Consider the following 21,696-nt stretch of genomic DNA (forward strand, 5'->3'; position numbering starts at 1 on the left):
GGCGGCCGCCGCTTCGGCCTCCGCCTTCTTCTTCTCGGCGTCGGCCTCCGCCTCGGCGGAGATCTCGGAGAGAGGACGGTCGTCCTTGTCGGTGATGCTGGTGTCGAAGGCCTTCTCGGCCGCCTTGAACGCCTTGTGGATCTCGACGATGGCCTCGGCGCCCGCCTTGCTGAGCCAGTCCTGCACGGACTGCTCCCACCGGCGCACCGCCTCGTCGGCGATCGCCTTCCACGTGGTCATCTCGCTCGGCTTGCCGTACGACTTGCCCTCGATGACGATGTCGTTCTTGAAACCGTCGGTCGACACCACGTAGTTGTGCCAGGTGGTGTACGGCCCGCCTCCGCTGGACACCGTCTCGATGTCCGTCTTGTCGTACTGGGTGTCGAAGAGGGTCAGCCGGGCGTTCTGCAGCATGTCGTAGAGCCAGCGCTGCGGATTGCTCTCGGCCTTCCACGCGTTCCAGGCCTCGTGGAGCTTCTTCGCCTGGGCGAGGAGGACGCCCTGGGCCTCGGCCAGCGCCCGGGCCGGCTCGGAGGTCACCGTCACGCCGTCGATGGTGACGGCGCTCTGGCCACCGTCACCCTTGCCGTTGAGCTGGTCGGCGTACCCCTCGTAGTTCCGGGCCAGTTTGTGGATGAGCTCCTTGAAGATGGCGGCCGAGGTGCCGTCCCAGGAGTCGCTGCCCTCTCCGATGTTCTCGGTGTCCCACTTGCCGATCGTGTCCGCGCTGCTCTCGAAGAACTTGACGACCCGGTCGAAGGCCTTGGCCGACTCCGTGAAGGTGAGCAGGTCGACGTAGTCGGCGTCGTTCACCGGGTAGCCGCGGTTCTTGAACCCGTGGGTCGAGTAGGGCCACATGGTGATCTGCGAGAGGGCGTCCCTGGAACCGTAGACGTACCGGACCAGCGCGTTGGTGTTCCAGTCGAGCTTCTCGCCCTCTTTGTTCCAGCCGCCCTTGTCCTTCAGGCGCTCGCTGGTCTTCGTGTAGTCCGGGATGATGTCGTCCCCGCCCGGCGGCCAGTCCTGGCCGGACGCGAGGAAGGTGATGTAGGCCCGGTACCGGTAGAGGTACCTCCCCGCGGACACGTCCTGGGAGTCGTCACTGGGGCGGTAGAACGGGATGGTGTAGTCGGTGTTGTGCGTCTTCCAGCCGCTCGGGGACAGGAAACCCGACGAATAGTCCGGGCCGCCGTGCTTGTCCAGCCGGACGTGGATCAGCGGGATGCCGTCGTTACCCTTCAGATCGTCGAACAACGTCTTCCGCTCCGGCAGGACATAGCCGGTGAGCAGGTCAACCGCTTTCTTCCAGTTGTCGTTGTTGTTGTCCTCGGGGTTGGCCATCGCCGAACTCCGCTACTCTTCCTCTTCGGTACCGCCCGGATTGTCGAGATCACTGTCGACATCTTCGAAGATGTCCATGAAATCGTCCGCGGTGATGTTCTCGAGATTCTTGCCCTGGGCCTTGGCCAGCTCGTCGATCGTGTCCCACAACGCCTGTTCGAGGTCCTCGAAGAGGACCGTCTGGTCCTCCAGGATGCGCACGACCTCGCCCGCGCCCTGCTGGACGACCTTGTTCAGGGCGCCCCCGCCGACCGCGCTGTTCTCGCCGGCCATGAGGCCGATGACGAGCGGCTTCGCGGAGTCGATCGTCGTGGTCGAGATGCTGTCCGCGATGAACGTGATCGCCGGCCCGGCGGTCGGACTGTCCTTGAGGATGTTCTCCAGGGTCGTCCGGAAGCCGTCGATCTGGTTGTTGATGAAATTCTTCAGGAACGTACTGTCGAGGACCGTGACGGCCACGCGATCACCCTTCCGTCACCGGCCGGCGTCAGCGGCTGCCGATCCTGATGTCGCCCCACCGCTGCGACAGGTTCTGCTCCGTGTACCGGTAGTTGGAGGAGATCTCGGTGAGCAGACCGGAGTGGTTGGCGAGCAGGGTCTTGATGTTCTCGACGGCGTTGTCCCATTTCGCCTGGACCTCGCTGTAGACGTCCCGGTCGTCACCGATCCAGCTGTTGCGGAGTTCGGCCAGTTCCATTTCCAGGTTGGCCAGGATGCTCATGATCGCCTGGGACTGGCTGATCATGTCGTCCGCCGCACCTTCGGCGTGGTTGTAGTCGACGTAGATGTAGCCGTCGGAGAAGTCCATCAGATTCCTCTGTTCACCGGGAGAACGACGAGATGGGAGGGGTTCGGGGTCCGCTGGGTGCGCCAGAGTCAGTTCGACGACGTGTTGGTGCCGTTGAGCTCGTCGAACACCTGCGTGGAGCGCGAGTACTCCGAGTCGATCGCGTCACTGCTGGATCCCTGCACCAGTCCGTGCTCCGTGAGGGTGCCGTTGAGTTCGTCGACCATCCGGTCCAGGTTGATCAGAATGGTGTCGACGTGCTCGTCCCACTGCTCCAGCAGCTTCTTGTACTTTCCGCCGTCCGCGCCGCCGTAATTCGAGGCGAGCGTGTGCGACGTCGTCTGGACGTCCTGCTGACAGCGCTGGACACCGGTGAAGGCCTGTTCCAGCGCCATGATCCCATTACGGGTCGCGCGTTCTTCGGACTGCTGCATGGCCATGAGAGAACTCCCTTTTCGGTGACGCTCACCGGGCTGCGGCCCCACGTCACTCCGTGGGCAGACAGAGCGTCCCTGCGATCACGATCGGCTCGCCGGGGTCATGGGGTGGCCAGATGCTATGCAGGCCGCAACTTGTTTGGCAATTACTTGCGGAACCCCGAACTCCTCTATTCCGGAGCTCAATTGAGCACCGCCCTCGAATTCACGCCGCTCAAGTGAGCGGCGCGGGGAACCCGGCCGGACAGATCGGGCGTCCGGCGGGCGCCGCCGGGTTCCCGGCTTAACGTGAGGTGGCCTCGTGGACGCCAAGAATTCTCCTTCCGGACGACTGCCGGCAGGACCCGGTCACCCCCTTCCGCCCGCTACCGCCCGCTATCGTCCGGGGCACCTCAGCGTCACCCGTGCCTCGCCCTCGGACGCCGCCTCGGGGGTCAGGTCCGGGCCGCTGGGCAGCATGGCCAGCATCGGGGACGGCATCGTCCGCGCCTCGACGCCCTCGTAGCCCAGCGCCGCCACCGCCTCCTGGGACAGCAGCCGGTACTTCACACCCTCGTCCGTCACCAGGTACGTGGTGTCACCCAGCGCGCTGCCGCTCGCGCTCAACGCCCTGACCAGCGCGCCCTTCCCCGCCCGTACGGCGATGGAGTCGACCTTCAGGCAGCCCGGTTCGACCTCGGGCGCCGGCGCCTGCACGGCCGGGGGCAGGGCGTTCCCGGGCAGCACCGAGGTACCCACCCGCACACCGGAGTCCGTGGAGTCGACCTCCGCGCAGGACACGGAGCCGGCGGCGACGGTGACCGCCTTCGGCGGCCGCGCGGGCAGCCTCGTCGGCTCCGGGTTCCGCGCCTCGGGGGCGAGGTGCCCGGCCAGGGTGTCCGCGCCGAGCGTCGCCACGGTCGCCGCGCCCCCGCCGTACGCCTTCTCACGCGTCTGCGGATCGCCCAGCAGGAGGGTCGCCTCCGTGTCCGTCAGGGGCACCAGCCCGTCCTTCGTGAGCAGGTGGTGACGGGCGGTCGAGCCGGGTACGTCGACCTTGAAGAGCTGCCCGATCCTGGTGCTCCGCCCGGCCAGTTCGGGGCCCTTCCCGCCCCGGCCGGGCACCTCGGCGGGGGCCAGGTCGGGTCCCAGCGGGAAGGCATCGAGGAACGCCGCGGAGACGGGACGCGGGGTGACGTCGCCGTACCCGAGGGCCTCGGCCGCCTTCGCCCGCTCGTCCAGCCGCAGCCGGCTGCCCTGCCACAGCAGGTACAGGGCGTCGTCCGGGCCGGTGACCAGCATGCCCTCGTCCTCGCCCAGCCGCCGGCCGCCGGGCACGTCCTGCGGGGCGTCGGTGCCGAGGGCGAGCGTCGTGGTCACCGTGACGACGCCCGTCGTCCGGGGCAGGACGTCGGAGCACACCAGCCACGGGGTGCGGTCCAGGTCGCCGGTGCCCGGGAGCGCCTCGGGCCCGTCGGGGATGCCGACGGGCGTCCCGTGCGGGGTGCCGGCCAGCGAGGACGTGCCCACCGTGGTGACGCCGACCTCGCCGCCGGTGACCAGCCGGGCCGACGCGTAGTTGCGCACCGGGCGCAGCCGTCCGTCCAGGTACAGGTAGCGCGCGCCGGTCTGCTTGTCGACGATCAGGTTCTCCCCCGAACGCCACGAGTCGTTGCCGCCGGGCCGCAGGAGCCCGAAGACGAAGGCGCCGGCGCACACCAGCAAGGCGATGATCACGCCGATCGCGGCGCCGCGGTTGGTCCTGCCCAGCGGGCTCTCCGGGGCGTCGGGCTCCGAGCGCAGCATGGCGGAGGCCAGCCGGCCCATGATGAAGAGGTGCGCCTGTACTTGGTCGCGCTTGCTGTGCATGTCGCCGTTCTCCCGGGTCAGCCGTTGATGCCGCGGAGCCAGCCGTAGACGCCCATCGACCAGAGCGTCAGCGGCAGGATGCTGAGGGCGGCGAGTGAGTGCAGCAGCTCGGCCGCGCGCCCCCAGTACGGGACGAGCCGTCGGCCGGGCACGGTCCACGAGGCGATGGTGATCGCGGCGGCCAGCCCCATCAGGCCGGCCGTCAGGGCCAGCCGGTCCGCCGGGGCGAGGGAGCGCGCGGAGACCAGCAGCAGCAGGACCACGCCCCAGGCCCCGGCGCAGGTCAGCGCCAGCCGCTGCCAGACGTTGCCCAGCCCCCGGCTGTGCAGCAGCAGCAGGAGGGAGAAGGCCACGACGGTGAGGATCTCGGCGAGGCCCGGCGAGGCCATGAGGGCCACCAGGCAGGGCAGGCAGATCAGGCCGATGGCGCCGTAGAGGGCGGTCATCCAGCCGTCCGCCAGCGCGGAGCGGGCGTCGACGTCCGAGGAGGAGTACGGGTCGATGCCCTGTTGCAGCTGCTGGACGTTGGTCGGCAGGGGCGGCATCCGCATGCCGGACAGCCGGAACGACAGCGACGGGACGAACCCGCCGAAGAGCACCACCACGACGGCGACCACGCCGGCCGCCTGCTGCGGTGCCAGGTCCAGGGTGATCAGGGCGGCGCCGAGCGCGCCCGCGGCGGCGACGCAGGCCGCGCCGATGAACAACGCCGGGTACACGCCTACCGCCGCCAGGGCGAGCACCGCGCCCGCGCCGCCGGCCGCGGACGCCGCCAGCAGCCGTGCGCCGAGGACGGCCTCGCCGTCGGCGCCGCCCAGGTCACCGCCGGGCAGCAGCCAGCCCGCCAGGGCGAAGTAGGGGGCCGCCATCAGGCCGAGCACCGAACCGGCTCCGGCGTCCCCGACGGCGCGGGAGGCGGAGCCCGCCCCGGCGATCAGCAGCAGTCCGGCGGCCGAGGCGGCGACCGCCCGTATCCAGCCCGCCGTGCCCGGCACGGCCAGCAGGACGATGCCCAGCGCGAGGGTGGCCGCGGCCAGCCCGCGCAGCAGGCGCCGGCCCGCCTCCGGACTCCAGCCGTGCGGCCTGCGGCCCATGCCGTCGGCGATGCCGTCGACCAGGTCGTCGATGTGCACCTCGGGCAGCGCCTCGGTGCGCGGCCGCAGGTAAAGCTCCTCTCCGTCCCGCAGACCGAGGGAGTCCAAGGTACTCTCGGGGTCGAGCGGTGGACCGCCGAGGCGTTGGAGCACCCAACCTCCGTGCTCCAGGCCGGATTCCTCCAGGTCGTCCCCTCCGTAGCCGATCACTGTGGGCAGCAGGTCGGCGACGGGGACGTCGGAGGGCACGGCCAGGTCGACGGTCCTGGCCGGAGCACGTACGGTGACGCGGCACAGGCTTGCCGTCTGGATCTCAGTCATGGGCTCGGGGTTCACACTTTCTGGCGGACCACGCGATACGCGGTGGCTGGAAGGTGGCAGCGGCACACCGGCCGGTCGCCGAACGCGACGGAGAAGTCGGACGGGGCATGCGCCGACGAGTTTGACCGTACGCCGGGCTTTTCGCAACACCACTCCGGGAGTTCAGCGTTACGGAACCCCACGGTAATTCTCCCGCCGTCGCCGCGCGGGACTGTGACTCTTTACGGAAAAACCCGCGACCGTTCCCGCGAGGTTCCTCCGGAATTCCTTCCGAAATCGTTGAGGAGGACGTTCGTTGAGCGTGATCCTGTTCCGCCGGCCGGCCCGCCGCAAAGGGCCGGAAATGCCGTCGGGGGAACTGAGTCTTCAGGAGCCGCCGACGCTTCCGGAAGTCGTGCCGGACAGTTCCGCGGTGTGGACGTATCTGCCGATGGCGCTGATGTCGGTCTCCATGATGCTGATGTTCATGCGTCCGGGGATGAGCCGGGACAGCGGCGGATTCATCTACATCGCGCTCGGTGTGATGGTGATCGCGTCGGCGGGCATGATGCTCGGTCAGGTCATGCGCCGCAACGGCGAACGCAAGCAGCGGATGAAGGGCGAGCGCCGCGACTACCTGCGGTACCTGCGGCAGACCCGGCGCATCGTGCGGACGTCCATCGTGGAGCAGCAGCGCGCCCTGGCCTGGCGCCACCCGGAGCCCGACGCGCTGTCGTCGCTGGTGCGCAGCACCCGGCTGTGGGAGCGGCGGGCGTCGGACGAGGACTTCGCCGAGGTGCGGATGGGCGTGGGCGACCAGCGCCTCGCGATGAAGCTGACGCCGCTGTCGACCAAGCCCGTCGAGGACCTGGAGCCGCTGAGCGCGCACGCGCTGCGCAGCTTCACCCGCGCCTACTCCACCGTCCGCGACCAGCCCATCGCGATCTACCTGCGGGCCTGGTCGAAGGTGCTGTTCCGCGGGGACGAGGAGCGAATACGCGCCCAGGCGCGGGCCCTGCTCGCCCAGTTGGCGGTGTTCCACTCCCCCGACGACCTGTGGATCGCGCTGTGCGTCTCGGACGAGCGGCGCGCGGAGTGGGAGTGGGCGAAGTGGCTGCCGCACAGCCTGCACCGGCACGAGGAGGACGGTGCCGGACCGGCCCGCATGATCGCCTCGGCCTTCACCGAGCTGGAGAACCTGCTCGGCGCCGAGTTCCTGGAGCGGCCCGGCGCCGACCCGGACGCGGTACCGGGGCGTGAGGAGCCGTACACGGTCGTCGTGATCGACGGCTGCACGGTGCCGACGGGACACCGCTTCGACGGGCACGGCTTCCGCAACGCGGTGGTGCTCGACCTCACCGGTGCGCTCGCCTGGAAGCCGGGGCGGACCACGCTGCGCCTGGAGGTGGACGAGGCCGGGGTCGCGCTGGTGCGCACCGACCGCGACCGCAAGGAGCAGTCGACGGTGCTCGGCCGGCCCGACCGGCTGGGCACGGTGGGCGCGCTGGCGCTGGCCCGGCTGCTGGCGCCGTACCGGATGAGCGTGGGCGGTGACGACTCCAAGCCGCTCGCCGACGACGTCGAGCTGACCTCGCTGCTGAACATCCCCGACCTGCACCGGCACGATCCGGCCACGCTGTGGGAGAAGGCGACGGGCAGCGCCCGGCTGCGGGTGCCGATCGCGGTGAGCGGTGAGGGCAGGCCCGTGGAGCTGGACATCAAGGAGTCCGCGCAGGGCGGCACGGGACCGCACGGCATGCTCATCGGCGCCACCGGCTCCGGCAAGAGCGAGCTGCTGCGCACCCTGGTGCTGGGCCTGGCGCTGACCAACTCCTCCGAGACGCTGAACTTCGTCCTCGTCGACTTCAAGGGCGGCGCCACCTTCCTCGGCCTGGACGAACTCCCGCACACCTCGGCGGTCATCACCAACCTCGCCGACGAGGTGGCGCTGGTCGCCCGCATGCAGGACGCCCTGCACGGGGAGCTGATCCGTCGGCAGGAGCTGCTGCGCGCCGCGGGCAACTACACCTCCGCGCTGGAGTACGAGAAGGCGCGGCAGTCCGGGACGCCGCTGCAGCCGCTGCCCAGCCTGTTCGTGGTGGTCGACGAGTTCAGCGAACTGCTCGCCTCGCACCGCGACTTCATGGAGCTGTTCGTGATGATCGGCCGGCTCGGGCGCAGCCTCGGCGTCCACCTGCTGCTGGCCTCGCAGCGGCTGGACGAGGGCCGCATGCACCAGCTGGAGAGCCACCTGTCGTACCGGATCGGTCTGCGGACGTTCTCCGCGATGGAGAGCCGGGGCGTGCTCGGTGTGCCGGACGCCTACGAGCTGCCCGCGCAGCCGGGCGCCGGGTTCCTCAAGAGCGGCGTCGACGCGCTGACCCGGTTCCGGGCCGCGTACGTCTCGGGGCCGTACCGGCGGCGCCGGGCCGTGGTGCAGGCGCAGGTGGCGCGGCAGGTGGTGCCGTGGACGGCGGAGTGGGTGGTGCCGCGCGCCCCCGCGGACCCGGACCTGGCGGGCGAGCCCGACGGGACCGGGCCCGAACCGGAGGGCGAGGGGGACGGCGGCGGGGAGACGCTGCTGTCGGTGGCGCTCGACCGGCTGCGCGGGGCGGGGCCGCCCGCCCACCAGGTGTGGCTGCCGCCGCTGGGCCGGCCGGCCACCCTGGACCAGATCCTGCCGCCGCTGGCACCCGATCCGCGGTACGGCCTGACCACGGCCGACTGGCCGCTGCGGGGACGGCTCACCGTGCCGGTGGGAGTGGTCGACCGGCCCTTCGACCAGTTGCGCGACCTGCTGACCGTGGACCTGTCGGCGGCCGGGGGCCACGTGGCCATCGCCGGGGGGCCGCAGAGTGGCAAGAGCACGCTGCTGCGGACCCTCATCACCGCGCTGGCCCTCACCCACACCCCGCGCGAAGTGCAGTTCTACTGCCTGGACTTCGGCGGCGGCACGCTGGCCTCGCTGGACGGGCTGCCCCACATGAGCGGGGTCGCGGCGCGGGTGGACACCGAACGGGTGGGCCGTACGATCGCGGAGGTCACCACGCTGCTCGCCCGGCGGGAGCGGTTCTTCCTGGAGCAGGGCGTCGACTCCATGGCGACGTACCGCAAGCGGCGCGCGGCGGGCGAGTTCCCCGACGAGCCGCACGGGGACGTCTTCCTGGTCATCGACGGCTGGGCCACCGTGCGCCAGGACTTCGACCGGCACATCCCCACCTTCAACGCGCTGGCCGCCCGCGGGCTCAACTACGGCGTCCACCTGATCGTCACCACCGCCCGCTGGGTGGAGCTGTCGTCGTCGGTGCGCGACCAGACCGGGACCCGGCTGGAGCTGCGGATGGGCGATCCGATGGACTCCCAGATCGACTCCCGGAAGGCGGCGACGATCCCGCGCAGCGCGGGGCGGGGGCTGACCTCCGACAAGCTGCACTACCTGTCGGCGCTGCCGCGCGTCGACGGGGTCGAGGACGCCGACGACCTCGCGGACGGGGTCGCGGGGCTGGTCGCCGCGATCGCCGAGAACTGGACGGGGCCCACCGCGCCGCGGGTGCGGATGCTGCCGGCGAAGCTGCCGGTCGAGGAGCTGCCGGAGGCGGAGGGCGAGCACGGCCTGCGGATCGCCATCGGCCTGGACGAGAACGAACTGGCGCCGGTGTGGCACGACTTCGCCGAGAGTCCGCACATGATCGTGGTGGGCGACACGGAGAGCGGCAAGACCAACCTGCTGAAGCTGGTCGCGCGCGGCATCACCGAGCGGTACACGCCGGCCGAGGCGCGGATCATGACGGTGGACTACCGGCGGGAGCTGGTGGAGAGCGTGCCGGAGGCGTACCGGCTCGGGCACGCGGTGTCGCTGGACATGCTGCGGGACCTGGTGGACGGGGCGGCGCGGGCGGTCAAGCAGCGGGTTCCCGGGGAGGACATCGCTCCGTCGCGGATGCGGTTGTGCGACTGGTGGCAGGGGCCGCGGCTGTTCATCCTGGTCGACGACTACGACATGGTGGGCGGCGGGCCGATGACGCAGCCGTTCGCTCCGCTCCTCGACCATCTGGCGCTGGGGCACGAGGTGGGGTTGCACCTGATCGTGGCGCGGTCGTCGGCGGGGGCCGGGCGGGGGCTCAACGAGGCGTTGCTGCGGCGGTTGCAGGAGGTCAACACGCCGGGGCTGCTGATGTCGTGCCCGCCGAGTGAGGGGTATCTGTTCGGGAGTGTGAAGGGGCGGGAGCTGATTCCGGGGCGGGCGGTCCGGATCGCTCGGCGCAAGACCTTGCAGGTGCAGACGGGGCTCGTCGAGGACGCGCTGTGAAGTGTCCGTGCGTCGGTGGGAGCGGGGTGGGGCGGGGTGTGCGGGGCGCCCGGCGTGAGGGCTGGCCGGGGGGTGTTCGCGCGACCCGGCGCTTGCGGGGTGCCGTCGCGCCCACCCGTGCCGCCCCAGCGGCACGACTGCCCGCGGAGACGAAGGAGTTGGCTGCGGGAGCGGCCGGGCTGGACGCGGGAACGGGGGAGTTGGCCGCGGGAGCGGTGGGGGTCGGGGCGGTCGGGGTGGTGTGGTGGGGGCTAGGGGGTTGTCGGGGGGCGCCAGTTGCGGGTGCGGCCCCGGGGGATGATCGCGGCCAGGGCCGCCAGGAGGAGGACCGTGGTCAGGCCCACCGCCGCGATCGTCAGGGAACGGTTGTGGGGCGTGGCGTCGGCGGGGGCCGGCATGTGGGCGGGGGCGGGGGTCCGCGCGGGGGACGTCGTACGGTCCTGGACCAGGGACAGGGCGGCGTACGGGTCGAGGCGGGGCGTGTCCGACGGGTAGGCGGTGTCGAGGAGGCGGCGGGCGACCTCGGCCGCCGTGAGGTCGGGGTGGTAGGCGCGGACGAGTGCGGCGGTGCCCGCGACGCCCGCCGCCGCCAGCGAGGCACCGGAGCCGATGTAGTGGCCGGAGCCCGCGGGGCCGACGCTGACCATCTCGCCGCCGGGCGCGGACAGGTCGGGCTCGTGGGCGGGCGGCGCGTTCTTCTGCCGTACGCCGCTGGGGCCGAAGTCCACGACGGCGAGCGCGCCGGGCGCGGCGGCCGGCCAGTACGGGCCCTCCGGCATCTCGCCGTCGGGCCCCTGCTCCTCACGGGGCACGGCGTCCGGGGCGGCCGGGGCGACGACCAGCGCGTCACGCCGGGTGGCGTAAGCGACGGCGGCGGTGAGTTCGGCCTTCCCGGTGCGCAGGACCTGGCCGACGTAGATGACCTGGGCGCCGCGGTCCGCCGCCGTCCGGATGCCGTCGGCCACGCGTTCCACGGAGGGGACCCCGCGGTCGTCGGTGCCGGACAGGGCGAGGATCTCCGCCTGCGGGGCGATCCCGGTGATGCCACTGCCCTTCCGCGGTGCGGCGGCGATCAGACCGGCGGCGAACGTGCCGTGGCCCACGCAGTCGTCGGCCGCCGCGCCCACGGACTCCACCCTGCCGGACAGGCCGGGGACGCCGGTGGCGACGCCGGTGTCGACCACCGCGACGGTCACCCCGCCGCCCCGGGAGATCCGCTGGGCCCGGGACAGCCCGAGCGCCGTCTGCGACCACGCCGCTCCGGTGGCCGTCTGCCCCGAGGCCCCGGTGCAGGGGTTGCCCTCGCCGAGCCGGACCGGCAGCGGGGGCAGCAGCGTGGCCCCCGGATCGGCGGCACCGGGACTCCCCGACGGCACGGCGGGCGTGGCCGGGGCGGCGGGGAGGGCGAGGGCCGGCCCGCCCGTGACCGGCAGGACCACGGCGACCGCCGCCAGCACGAGGCCCGCACTCCGACCTGTCATGACATTCCGCATAGCGCGCATGATATGCACACAAGATGTACGGCGCACAACGCCAACTACCGCAGCAGCACAAGGAGGTTCGAGGCGTGGCACGGCAAATACTCACGGTCGGCCCGGAACGGTCGGACGGATTCCAGACGATCGGTGAGGCACTGGCCCAGGCCCGTACCGGGGCGGTGATCCGGGTCCGTCCCGGCCGCTACGCCGAGAACCTCGTCATCCGGCACCGGGTGACGATCGTCGGCGAGGGCGAGCCGGGCACCGTCGAGCTCTGCCCGCGGGACGGCACCGCCGTCACCCTCATGGCCGACGCGGTGATGCTCAGCGCCCTGACCCTGCGGGGCCGCGACAAGGAGGCCGCCGTCGTGGACGTGCCGGCCGGCCAGGCCGCGCTCGACGACTGCACCGTGACCGGTGCCGGGTGGACGGCGCTGCTGGTGCGCGGCAAGGGCTCGCTGGCCGCCCGCGGCTGCCGGATCGGCAACCCCGGCGGCGCCGGACTCGTCGACTCCTCGGAGTCCGAGAGCGTCGTCGAGGACTGCGTGTTCGAGAACTTCGGCACCTCCGCGGTGGTCATCGGCGAGAGCGCCGGGCCCCTGGTGCGCGACTGCCGCATCCGGGGCGCGCGGGCCAACGGCGTCCTGGCGAACGGCGAGGCCCGCGGCACCGTGGAGGGCTGCGACATCTCCGGCACCGACAAGCCGGCCATCGCCCTGGAGGGCCACAGCTCGACCCGGGTGCTGCGCTGCGCCGTGCACCACACCTCGGTGGGCCTGCTGGTGACCAGCATGTCCCGCCCGGAGATCGAGGAGACCTCCTTCGAGTCCATCGCGCAGAGCGGCATCGTCATCTCCGGCGGGGCCGACCCGGTGCTGCGCGGGTGCGTCACCCGGCGCACCAAGACCAGCGGGCTGCTCGTCCTGGACCGCTCGCGCGGAACCCTGGAGGACTGCTCGTTCCACGGCTCCACCGAGGCCGCCGTGCGGGTCGTCGAGGGCAGCGCCCCGCTGCTGCGGGACACCGTGGTGAGCGACTGCGCCGACACCGCCGGGGCGGTGCAGCTCGTGGACGACTCCACGGCCGAGTTCGAACGCCTGGAGGTCCTGGACGCGGCGGGCGTCGGCATCTCCGTGCGCTCCGCAGCCAACCCCCTGCTGCGCCGCGCCAGGGTCACCGGCGCCGGCGGCCACGGCGTCGAGTTCACCGACGACGCCCGCGGCCGGCTCGAGCACTGCGAGATCGAGTCCGCCGACGGCTGCGCGCTGCACATCGACGACGACTCCGACCCCGAGATCAGCGACACCGTGCTGAGCTCCGCCGCCCGCTCGGGCCTGCTCGTCGGCGAACGCGGCCGGGGCACCCTGCGGGACTGCGAGATCGGCGACAGCGCCGACGCCGGGGTCGGGGTGCGGGACGGCGCGGAGATCACCCTGGAGCGGGTCCGGGTGCACGGCTCCAAGGCCCACGGCGTCCAGGTGTCGCGCGGCGGCCGGGCCGTCCTCAACGCCTGTGAGATCAGCGGCAGTACGGGCGACGGCGTACGGATCGACAGCGCCGAACCGGTCGACGTCACCCGGTGCGTCGTACGCGACAACCGGGGCGCCGGACTGCGCCAGAGCCGTGCGAGCGAGCGGCTCACGGTCGAGCTGCTGACCAGCGCGGACAACGGACTGCCGGACAGCTGGGGCGAGTCGGCCGACATCGCCGGCGAGGACGGCGCCCCGGGCGGGCCCGGCAGGAAGGAGGAGCCCGAGGGCCCGCTGGCCGAACTGGAGGCGCTCGTCGGCCTGGAGAACGTCAAGCACCAGGTGAACACGCTGGTCAACCTGAACCAGCTCGCGGAGCGCCGGCGCCGGCTCGGCATGCCGGTCCCGTCGATGAGCCGGCACCTGATCTTCGCGGGGCCGCCCGGCACCGGCAAGACCACCGTCGCCCGCCTCTACGGCAGCATCCTCGCGGACCTGGGCGTGCTCAGGAGCGGACACCTGGTCGAGGTCGCCCGCGCCGACCTCGTCGCGCAGGTCATCGGTGGTACGGCCATCAAGACCACCGAGGCGTTCAACAGCGCGCTGGGCGGGGTGCTGTTCATCGACGAGGCCTACACCCTCACCGTCGAGGGGACGTCCAACGACTTCGGCCGCGAGGCCGTCGACACCCTGCTGAAGCTGATGGAGGACCACCGCGACGACGTGGTCGTGGTGGCGGCCGGCTACTCCGAGCAGATGGAGTCGTTCCTGACCGCCAACCCGGGTCTGGCCTCCCGCTTCACCCGCACCATCGAGTTCGGCAACTACGCGGTGGAGGAGCTGGTGACGATCACCGAGAGCCTCTGCCGGCGGCACCAGTTCGAGCTCGGGCCGCTGACCCGGGAGGCCCTCGCCGTACGCTTCGAGCAGATGACGCGCGACGCGACCTTCGGCAACGGCCGCGCGGCCCGCGGCGTGTTCGAGGACATGGTGGACCGGCAGGCGTTCCGGCTCGCGGCCATGACCGACCCGGCGGAGAACGACCTGACGCTGCTGCTGCCGCAGGACGTCGGCGACGCGGAGGCGGCGGCCGTCGGCGCCGGCGGAGGCGGCACGGCGCAGGACGCCGACGCCCCGTCCGACCCGATGGCCGAACTCACCGCCATGGTGGGACTCGCCGCCGTGAAGCGGGAGGTGGCCGACCTGGTCAGCCTGCTCACCAACGCCCGGCAGCGGATCGCCGCGGGACTGCCCGCCCCCCGGATCAGCAACCACCTCGTCTTCAGTGGGCCGCCCGGCACCGGCAAGACCACCGTCGCCCGGTTGTACGCCAGGCTCCTGCACTCCCTCGGGGTGCTCCCCCGCGACTCCCTGGTGGAGGTGGCACGGGCGGACCTGGTGGGCCAGTACGTCGGCCACACCGCCCAGCGCACCAAGGACGTCTTCACCAGCGCGCTGGGCGGGGTGCTCTTCATCGACGAGGCCTACACCCTGACCCCCGAGGGATCGTCCAACGACTTCGGCCGCGAGGCCGTCGACACCCTGCTGAAGCTGATGGAGGACCACCGCGACGAGATCGTGGTCGTGGTCGCCGGGTACACCGAGGAGATGGGGCGCTTCCTCGCCTCCAACCCCGGTCTGACGTCCCGGTTCTCCAAGTTCGTGACGTTCGAGGACTACAGCACGGACGAACTGGTCACCATCGTGTCCCGGCACGCCGCCGCCTCCGGGTACGAGTGCCCCGACGCCACCCTCGAGGCGCTGCGCGCCCATGTGGACGCCATCCCGCGCGACCGGTCCTTCGGCAACGCGCGGCTCGCCCGGCAGCTGCTGGAGACGATGATGACGAGCCAGGCCCGCCGGCTGGGCGCACTGGCCTCGCCCAGTCTCGCCGACCTCACGACGCTGCTGCCCCAGGACCTGTCCGTCCGGCAGGTCCTGGGGCAGTAGTCCGCCCGGTGAGGACGGACGCCCGCCGGCCGGTGCCGGCGGGCGTCCGCTGTGCCGTCGCGTCGCTCAGAGGTTGAACTTGTCGCGTCCCTCAGAGGTTGAACTTGACGCTCTCCAGCCACACGTCCGGATCCAGTGACCCGCCGAACCTCCAGCCCTGGGACGACTCGCACTGGTAGGCGCCCCAGTCGTGCCCGCCGAGCTTGTGGTGGTGGCAGACGTTGCCGTCGTCGACGCCGATGGCGTAACCGCTGAGGTTCGGCGCGTTCGGGGAGTCGCTGCCCAGCGTCAGGTCCGTCGCGTCGGCCGCGCTCGACCACGGGGTCGTCCAGCCGTCCTTCTGGACGAACTCGTTGGCGGACACCTTCTTGGCGCCGACCACCGCGATGTTGATGGCCGTGATCGGCAACCCCTTGCCCGACATGGCCCCGTCGCACCTCGGGGTCGTCCAGCCGGCGCCCTTCCTGTGGACCCGGTAGCAGATGTGCCGGCCGGGGTCCGACGCGGCCAGCCGCTGAACGGCGTAGGCGGCGGTGTTCGGCGGGACCTTGGGAGCCTCACGCTCCTCGACCCGGGCCTCCGCCTTCTGCGTCTTCTTCTCCTTCGCCTCGGGCGACTCGCTGACCGGGGCCGCCGAACTCGTCACCGGGGCCGGGACCTCCTTCTTGACGACGGGCTCCGGCTTGGCGGACGGCTTCTTCGTCGAGGGCTCCGGCGTGGGCTCCGCCGGGGCGTAGGCGCCCTTCGGCACCTCCAGGGGTTCCTCGTCGAGGAGCGTGTCGGACCCGGCGGCCACCGCCACGTCCTCCTTCTTCTTCTCCTGCCGCGAGTCGTCCGTGGCCCAGATCAGCAGCGGCACGGCGAGGAGGACGACGCCCGCGATGCCGGCGGCGGCGAGCAGGGGCTTCTTCGGGTTCCCGGACGGCGGCCCGTCCGCACCGGCCGCACCGGCCGTGGCGGTCCCGCCGACCCCGCCGACCGCACCGGCCGCACCGGCTGCGGCGTCCGGGGCGGCCCGGAGGGCCGTGGTCGGCTCGGCGGCGCTCCCGCTCTTCGCCTCCGGCCGCTCCTCGGCGGCGGACGCGGTGGCCTTCGCGGCCGGTTCCCCGGCCGTGGCCGCCGTGGTGGCCGCAGCGGACGTGGCAGCCGTGGCGGCGGGCTGCTCGGGGGCGGCCTCGCTCCCGGCGGTGTCCGGAGCCGGACGGGCCGCCTCCGCTCGCCCGGTGCCGCCCTCGCCCGGCTCCGGCGCGGCCGTACGCCGTGCGGCCGGTGCCAGCATCGGGCCGGGGTCGGCCGCCGCCGACCCGAGGGAGACGGCCCTGCGGACGGACGAACCGCCCGCGCCGTCGGCCCCGTCGGGAACGGGCGGTTTCTTCTGACTTGCCATCGGTCTCCTCGATCTGTCCGTGTGGAATGTGGGGTGATGGGTGGTCGTGTGGCGCGCCCCCGCTCGCTATCCGTCCTGGCCCACGGGCCCGGAACAGCGTTCCGGCCACTGCGGGTCGTCACCGGCGCGGAAGCCCTTGGCCAGCGCCTCCTCGAGGTGCGTGAGGGCCTTGAGGTCCAGCCCGCTCAGTTCCTCCGACCCGTCCATGTAGGCGGTCGCGTTCCCGGGGAGCTCACGCAGCAGGACGACGGAAGGGCCCGCGGGCACGGTCCGTACCCCCAGCACCCGGAAGCCGGTCCCCGGCACGAAGACGATCTCCTCGTACGCCTCCGGGGAGCCGCCCGGACGGTCGAGCAGCTGCCGTACCTTGCGTCCGGTGACGGACCAGATCGCGTAGCGCACGGGGGCCCCGGCGGGGAGCGCCGAGGACCCGGCCAGGGCGCTGACCGGGGCGGGGTCGTGCAGCAGCGTGCCGACCGCCGGTTCGGGGCCGTCGGCGTCCCCGCCGCGCAGGGCCACGCCCCGGTAGGAGGGCAGCCGGCGCAGAGCAGACGCCAGACAGCCGGCGTAGGGCAGCAGGCGCCCCTCGCCGGTGTGCAGGTCCCGGATCAACTCGCGGTGGTGCAGGGGTCCTTCCCCGGCGGTGAGGTAGGCGTGCGCGGCGACGAGATCGGTCCTCGCCGCCTCCAGTTCGTGACCGCGCAGGGCGGGCATCCGGGTGAGCACCCGCGACACCGCGGCGGCGTGCCCCTCCCAGGCCCCGGCCGCCGCGTCCCGGAACGCGGCACGCTCGGCGGCCCCGCTGACGTGCCCGGGCACGAACGGAAGGGCGACACGGTGCGGGGCGGGTGCCTCACCGCTCCGGCCCCGCGGTCCCGTCCCCGCCCCGGCACGCACGGCCCGGCCACCGTCCGGCCCCGCGCCACCCCTCTCACCGGCGGGACGCCCCGCTCCGTCCCCCTCACCGGCGGGACGCCTCGCTCCGCCAGCTCCGGGGCGTGCCCCGGCCGAGGAGGCGGTCCGGGGCTCCGTGGCCCCCGCACCCACCTCGCCGTCCGGCACCACACCGGGCCCGGAAGCCCTCCGCCCACTCCCGGCCCCGGCCTCCGCCTCAGGCAACGCGGCAGGCGCGGCGGGCCGCTCCTTCGAGCGGGGCCCCGAGGGTCCGCCAGACCCGGCAGGCACGTCAGGCCGCTCCCCCGAGCGAGGCCCCGAGGGCACGACGGGCTCGACAGACCCGGTAGGCGCAGCAGACCCGGTAGGTGCGGTGGGCCGCTCCCCCGAGCGGGACCCCGAAGACACGACGGGCTCGGCAGACCGGGCAGGCACGTCAGGTGCGGTGGGCGTGGACGCCCCGGGCTCCGCTTTTCCGGGTTCGGCGCCCTCCGGCAAAGACCCCGGCGACACACCCTCCGCCTCCCCGGAACCGGAGGCGTCCGCCTCCGCTCCGGCGGACCCGCCGCCCGGAACGGAATCCGGCGGCGGCACGGGCCCGGCAGCCGAAGGCCCGCCGACGGCACCGCTCGCTTCGGCGGCGGGCGCGGGCGCGGGCGCCGGTACACCGGGCCCGTCGGCCCGCGGGCCGACGGCAGCCGCACCGTCACGGTGTACCGTCCCACCGCCGGGCCCGGCAGTGGACGGAACAGCGGCCGTACCCGGCCCACGGGTCATCCCACCCGGCGACGGAGTCCGGCCGGACCCGGCAGCCCCCGGACCACCAGCGGCCGTACCGGCCCCCCGCCCCACCGCACCGGACGACGAAGCCCGACCGGGCTCGACGGCAGCCGCACCAGGCCGACGCCCCGCCCCACCACCGGACTCGGTGGCCGGAAGAGCAGCGGCCGTACCCGGCCCACGCACCACCCCACCCGGCGGCAGGGTCCGGCCGGCCCCGACACCCCCCGGACCACCGACGGCCGTACCGTCCCCCCGGCCCACCACACCGGCACCGGGCAGACCGGCAACCCCATCACCGGACCCGGCGGCCGACGGGGCGGACGCCGTACCGGGCCCGCGGGCCGCCCCGCCGGGCGGCACCGCGCGGCCGGGCTCCGTGGCCGTGCCCGGCCGGCCGGTCGCCGTACCGGACCACGGCGGCCGGGCGGTGGTGACGTAGCGGATGCTCGGTATGCCGTGTTCGGCGGCCAGGCGGCGCAGGGCGCCGTCGCCCTCCAGGAGCCTGCCGCGGACCAGCAGGCTGGTGCGTGACCGGACGTCGGTTCCGAGGCCGCGCACGAGGCGGGACAGCGCGGGCAGCAGGGAGCCGTCCAACGGCTGTCCCGGCATGCCCAGTTCGATGGCGCACACCTCCGGGTCGACGGCCGGTCCGAGCGGCCCGGGACGGGGTCCGTCCGGTGCCCACAGGGCGAGGCCGGCCCGGGTCACCGTCGCCTGCCAGCGGTCCGTCAGCCGTACCGTGCCCCGTTCGCTGCCGCCCAGGATCCAGTCGGGCAGGTGGAACTCCACCGGCCTGGGGACGGGAGCCCGCCCCTCGGAGTCGACCGGCCCGCAGACCACGGACGACACGAACGGCCGCCAGCTCGGCCTGCCGTCCCGCCCGACCAGCGTGGGCCGGGGAGGCGTTCCGGGCGGCGCGTGGTCGTCGAGCAGCGGCAGACCGGTGAGCACCTCCACCTCGGTGCGCAACTGGTCGGCGACCGACTGCCCGAGCCGCAGCAGGTCACGCCGGCCACCGGGGGCGAGCCGGGCGCGGGCGCGCTCCGCCTCCGGCAGTCCCGCGAGGACGGCGGCGACCTCGTCGGCGGCGACGTCCTCCGCCTGCGGGGCGCCGACCAGCACCGTCAGGCGCTCGAAGTCGACGGGTACGGAGAAGCACAGGTCGTCGGGGGCGGGCCCGGGCGCCTCGGCCGGGCGGATCACCACGCCCGCCGGGATGCGGTCCACGACGCAGCCGCCGGCCGTGCGCGCGGGCACCCCGTCCAGCGCCTCCTCCCAGGCGGGCGCCGGTGCGCGCCGGCCCGCCCGCCGGGGCTCCGCACCGGGCGCGAACCGCCACCAGGAGGAGCCGTGCCGGGAGTCGCCGGGCCGGGAGTCGCCGTGGACGAAGAGCGCACCGCCGGGCGTGATCAGGACGGCCCCGTCCGGAGCCATCACCTCCAGTTCCCAGGCGTCCGCGATCCTGCGGGCGACGCCGGGCCGGTCCGGCCGGTCGTCGCCGGCACCGGACATCACGAGCCGGACCCGGTCGGTGCCCCGCGCGCGGAGGGAGTCGAGGAGCGCGCCCAGCCGTGCCCAGTGGTCGGCGTTGGGCGCCCCGTCCCCGGCGGAGCCGACGATCACCGTGACCACGTCCTCCTCCCTGCCGACGGCGCCCGCCACCTCGGCCACGACGTCCAGCGGGAACGAGTCGTCCTCGACCGAGCGCACCAGCAGCACGCCGTCGACGTCCTCGACCGGCGGGCCGCCGACGCCCCGGTTCCCGGTGCCGCCGGCACCGCCGTTCGCACCGCCGGCCGGGCTCGCCGTACCGCGATGGCCCTTACCGGAGCCGGAACCGGAACCGGACCTGCGCCCCCGGCCCGGCATCACGGACGACCAGCGGCTCACGCGTCCGTCTCCCGCACCGGGTGGACGGCCTCGGTCAGCACCCGCGCGGTACCACGGTCCACGGGCGCGGCGGCGAAGGGCCGCTCCCGCGCACCGTCCCGGGCCGCGTCGCGTACGGCGTCGGGGTCCAGCAGCATGCCCACCGCGGCCGAGGGGTTCAGGTACAGCACGTGCCCCTCGGGGACGCGCGTCAGGAGGTCGTCGACGCCGACGAGCTCGAAGGCGAAACGCCCCGACGTGTGCAGGAACACCGACGAGGTGAACACCGGCACGACCGGCGTCCCGTCCGGCGCCACCGCACTCAGCAGGCCGCCGCCCGGCGCCGTCAGCACGGCGACCTCCCGCCCCGCCAACGCCGCCGGCACCGCCTCGCCGGGCCCGTATCCGGTGGACGCGAGCTGGACGGCGCGGTCCACCTCGTCCTCCGGTTCGGGCCAGTCGAGCGCACGCGGGGACGGCCGGTACTCGGGGTTGTCCTCCCACTCGACGATCTCGCCGTCGAGGCCGGACCGCCACCGGCCGGTCATCGCCCACTCGGGGGGCTTCCCCTCCCCGGACCACATCGGGTCGACCACCCCCAGCCAGTGGTCCGGGGCGAGGCGGCCCGCCTCGCGGATGTCGTCCGGAACGGGCGGGAGCGCCTCGTCCTGCTGGCTCATCGCTGTCCTCATTCGGTGGATCGGGACGACGGCGCGGGAGCGGTCCGTGCCGGGTCGTCCAGTTCGTCGTGCCAGAGGAGGCGGCGCGCGGTCGTGGCGTCCGTGACGACTCCGGTGAGCAGTCCGGACCTCAGTACGGCGCGGACCGCCCCGGTGCCGCGTCCACCGGTCGTGACACCGATCAGCTCCGTGACGCCGCGGAGTTCGGCGGCGCTGACGGCGATCGTGCGGGCGTTCAGCTCGGTGGGGATCACCCGGCCCGCGGCGTCCAGGACGTGACCGGCCACCTCGGCGCACGCCCCCGCCTCCCGGAGCGTCTCCCGCTCCCGCTCGGACAGGTCCTCGTACACCGTGGAATCCGGGGCGTCCCACGCCGCGACACCGACGACGGCCTTGGTGACCAGACCGAACCGGTCCAGCGTCTCGGCGGTGGCGGGCTGGCTGCGCAGCACGGCGGCCGTCACCGCGTCGGGCAGCAGAAACGGGGCGTGGAGCGGGAACGCCCTGCCGCCGCCCGCCGCGGCCGTACGGCGGACCGCGCTGATCACGGCGTCATGGGCGAGGTCCCGCCCGTGCACCCCGGTCAGCTGGACCACGTCGCACAGCGGCAGCCGGGTGACCGCCTCGCTGAGCGCGTCCACCACGTGACTGCCGTCCAGCCCGAGGACGTCGCCCTCCTCCGCGATCTCCGAGAGCAGCCGGGCCGCCGCCGTGCCGAGCCAGCGGCCGTTCTGCCGCTGGTCCGCCGACGCCGTCGTACCGCCCTCACCCCGGCCCAGGTTGACGACGATGCCGTGCCGGAGCCCGAACCGCTCGGTCAGCGCCCGCCCGAGCGGGACGTCGATCTCGGCCGGGACGGTGATGTCGATCCGCACGATGTCGTGGGCCACGGCCGCGTCGAGGAGGCGGGCCACCTTGAACCGGCTGATGCCGAACTCCTTGGCGATCTCCACCTTCGACCGCTGCTCCAGGTAGAAGCGCCGGGCGACGGCGGCGGCGAGAAGCGTGTCGATCGGCGCGGTTAATGCCGTCACCTCAGCCGGTTCGGCCATGTCGTCTCTCCGCGCTCT

The 21,696-nt window shown here is 73.3% G+C and carries 13 protein-coding genes; 2 read left to right on the top strand and 11 right to left on the bottom strand.

The window, feature by feature from the left end:
• The 6 genes from ACH5AO_RS32350 to eccD all read right to left on the bottom strand — a co-directional run.
• Positions 1-1,341 (bottom strand): AAWKG family protein (locus tag ACH5AO_RS32350; RefSeq protein ID WP_398930921.1); only part of this gene is annotated, 1,341 nt, incomplete at its 3' end.
• Between the two features lie 12 nt (positions 1,342-1,353).
• Positions 1,354-1,800 (bottom strand): type VII secretion system-associated protein, encoded by a 447-nt coding sequence (locus ACH5AO_RS32355; RefSeq protein WP_398930923.1) that lies wholly within the window; start codon positions 1,798-1,800, stop codon positions 1,354-1,356.
• Positions 1,801-1,828: 28 nt separating this feature from the next.
• Positions 1,829-2,149, bottom strand: coding sequence for a WXG100 family type VII secretion target (locus ACH5AO_RS32360; RefSeq protein WP_398930925.1), 321 nt, complete (start codon positions 2,147-2,149; stop codon positions 1,829-1,831).
• Between the two features lie 68 nt (positions 2,150-2,217).
• Complete coding sequence (locus ACH5AO_RS32365) at positions 2,218-2,568, bottom strand: hypothetical protein (RefSeq protein ID WP_398930928.1); 351 nt, start codon at positions 2,566-2,568, stop codon at positions 2,218-2,220.
• Between the two features lie 372 nt (positions 2,569-2,940).
• Positions 2,941-4,413, bottom strand: coding sequence for a type VII secretion protein EccB (gene eccB / locus ACH5AO_RS32370; RefSeq protein ID WP_398930930.1), 1,473 nt, complete (start codon positions 4,411-4,413; stop codon positions 2,941-2,943).
• A 17-nt stretch (positions 4,414-4,430) separates the two neighbouring features.
• Complete coding sequence (gene eccD / locus ACH5AO_RS32375; RefSeq protein ID WP_398930933.1) at positions 4,431-5,828, bottom strand: type VII secretion integral membrane protein EccD; 1,398 nt, start codon at positions 5,826-5,828, stop codon at positions 4,431-4,433.
• A 343-nt stretch (positions 5,829-6,171) separates the two neighbouring features.
• Between eccD and eccCa the strand changes: the two genes are divergently transcribed.
• Positions 6,172-10,116, top strand: a complete 3,945-nt coding sequence (gene eccCa / locus ACH5AO_RS32380) for a type VII secretion protein EccCa (RefSeq protein WP_398930968.1) — start codon at positions 6,172-6,174, stop codon at positions 10,114-10,116.
• A 251-nt stretch (positions 10,117-10,367) separates the two neighbouring features.
• Here eccCa and ACH5AO_RS32385 read toward each other — a convergent pair whose 3' ends face one another.
• Positions 10,368-11,597: a S8 family serine peptidase gene (locus ACH5AO_RS32385; protein WP_398930935.1), complete on the bottom strand. Its 1,230-nt coding sequence runs from the start codon at positions 11,595-11,597 to the stop codon at positions 10,368-10,370.
• Positions 11,598-11,683: 86 nt separating this feature from the next.
• On the opposite strand from ACH5AO_RS32385, the gene ACH5AO_RS32390 reads away from it, so the two are divergent.
• Positions 11,684-15,013, top strand: a complete 3,330-nt coding sequence (locus ACH5AO_RS32390; protein ID WP_398930937.1) for a right-handed parallel beta-helix repeat-containing protein — start codon at positions 11,684-11,686, stop codon at positions 15,011-15,013.
• Between the two features lie 91 nt (positions 15,014-15,104).
• Here ACH5AO_RS32390 and ACH5AO_RS32395 read toward each other — a convergent pair whose 3' ends face one another.
• From ACH5AO_RS32395 to ACH5AO_RS32410, 4 genes are all read right to left on the bottom strand, one after another.
• Positions 15,105-16,400 carry a hypothetical protein gene (locus ACH5AO_RS32395; protein WP_398930939.1) on the bottom strand — a complete coding sequence of 432 codons (1,296 nt, stop codon included), beginning with the start codon at positions 16,398-16,400 and terminating at the stop codon, positions 15,105-15,107.
• A gap of 66 nt (positions 16,401-16,466) precedes the next feature.
• The gene (locus ACH5AO_RS32400) at positions 16,467-19,967 is read right to left on the bottom strand and encodes a hypothetical protein (RefSeq protein ID WP_398930942.1); all 3,501 of its coding nucleotides are present in this window, start codon (positions 19,965-19,967) and stop codon (positions 16,467-16,469) included.
• Complete coding sequence (locus ACH5AO_RS32405) at positions 19,964-20,626, bottom strand: type VII secretion system-associated protein (protein ID WP_398930944.1); 663 nt, start codon at positions 20,624-20,626, stop codon at positions 19,964-19,966. The genes ACH5AO_RS32400 and ACH5AO_RS32405 overlap by 4 nt, the downstream gene beginning before the upstream one ends.
• An 8-nt stretch (positions 20,627-20,634) precedes the next feature.
• Positions 20,635-21,678, bottom strand: a complete 1,044-nt coding sequence (locus ACH5AO_RS32410; protein WP_398930946.1) for a sugar-binding transcriptional regulator — start codon at positions 21,676-21,678, stop codon at positions 20,635-20,637.
• Positions 21,679-21,696 lie beyond the last annotated feature (18 nt).

It is taken from the genome of Streptomyces sp. NPDC018964 (assembly GCF_044390325.1).
Lineage (GTDB): Bacteria > Actinomycetota > Actinomycetes > Streptomycetales > Streptomycetaceae > Streptomyces.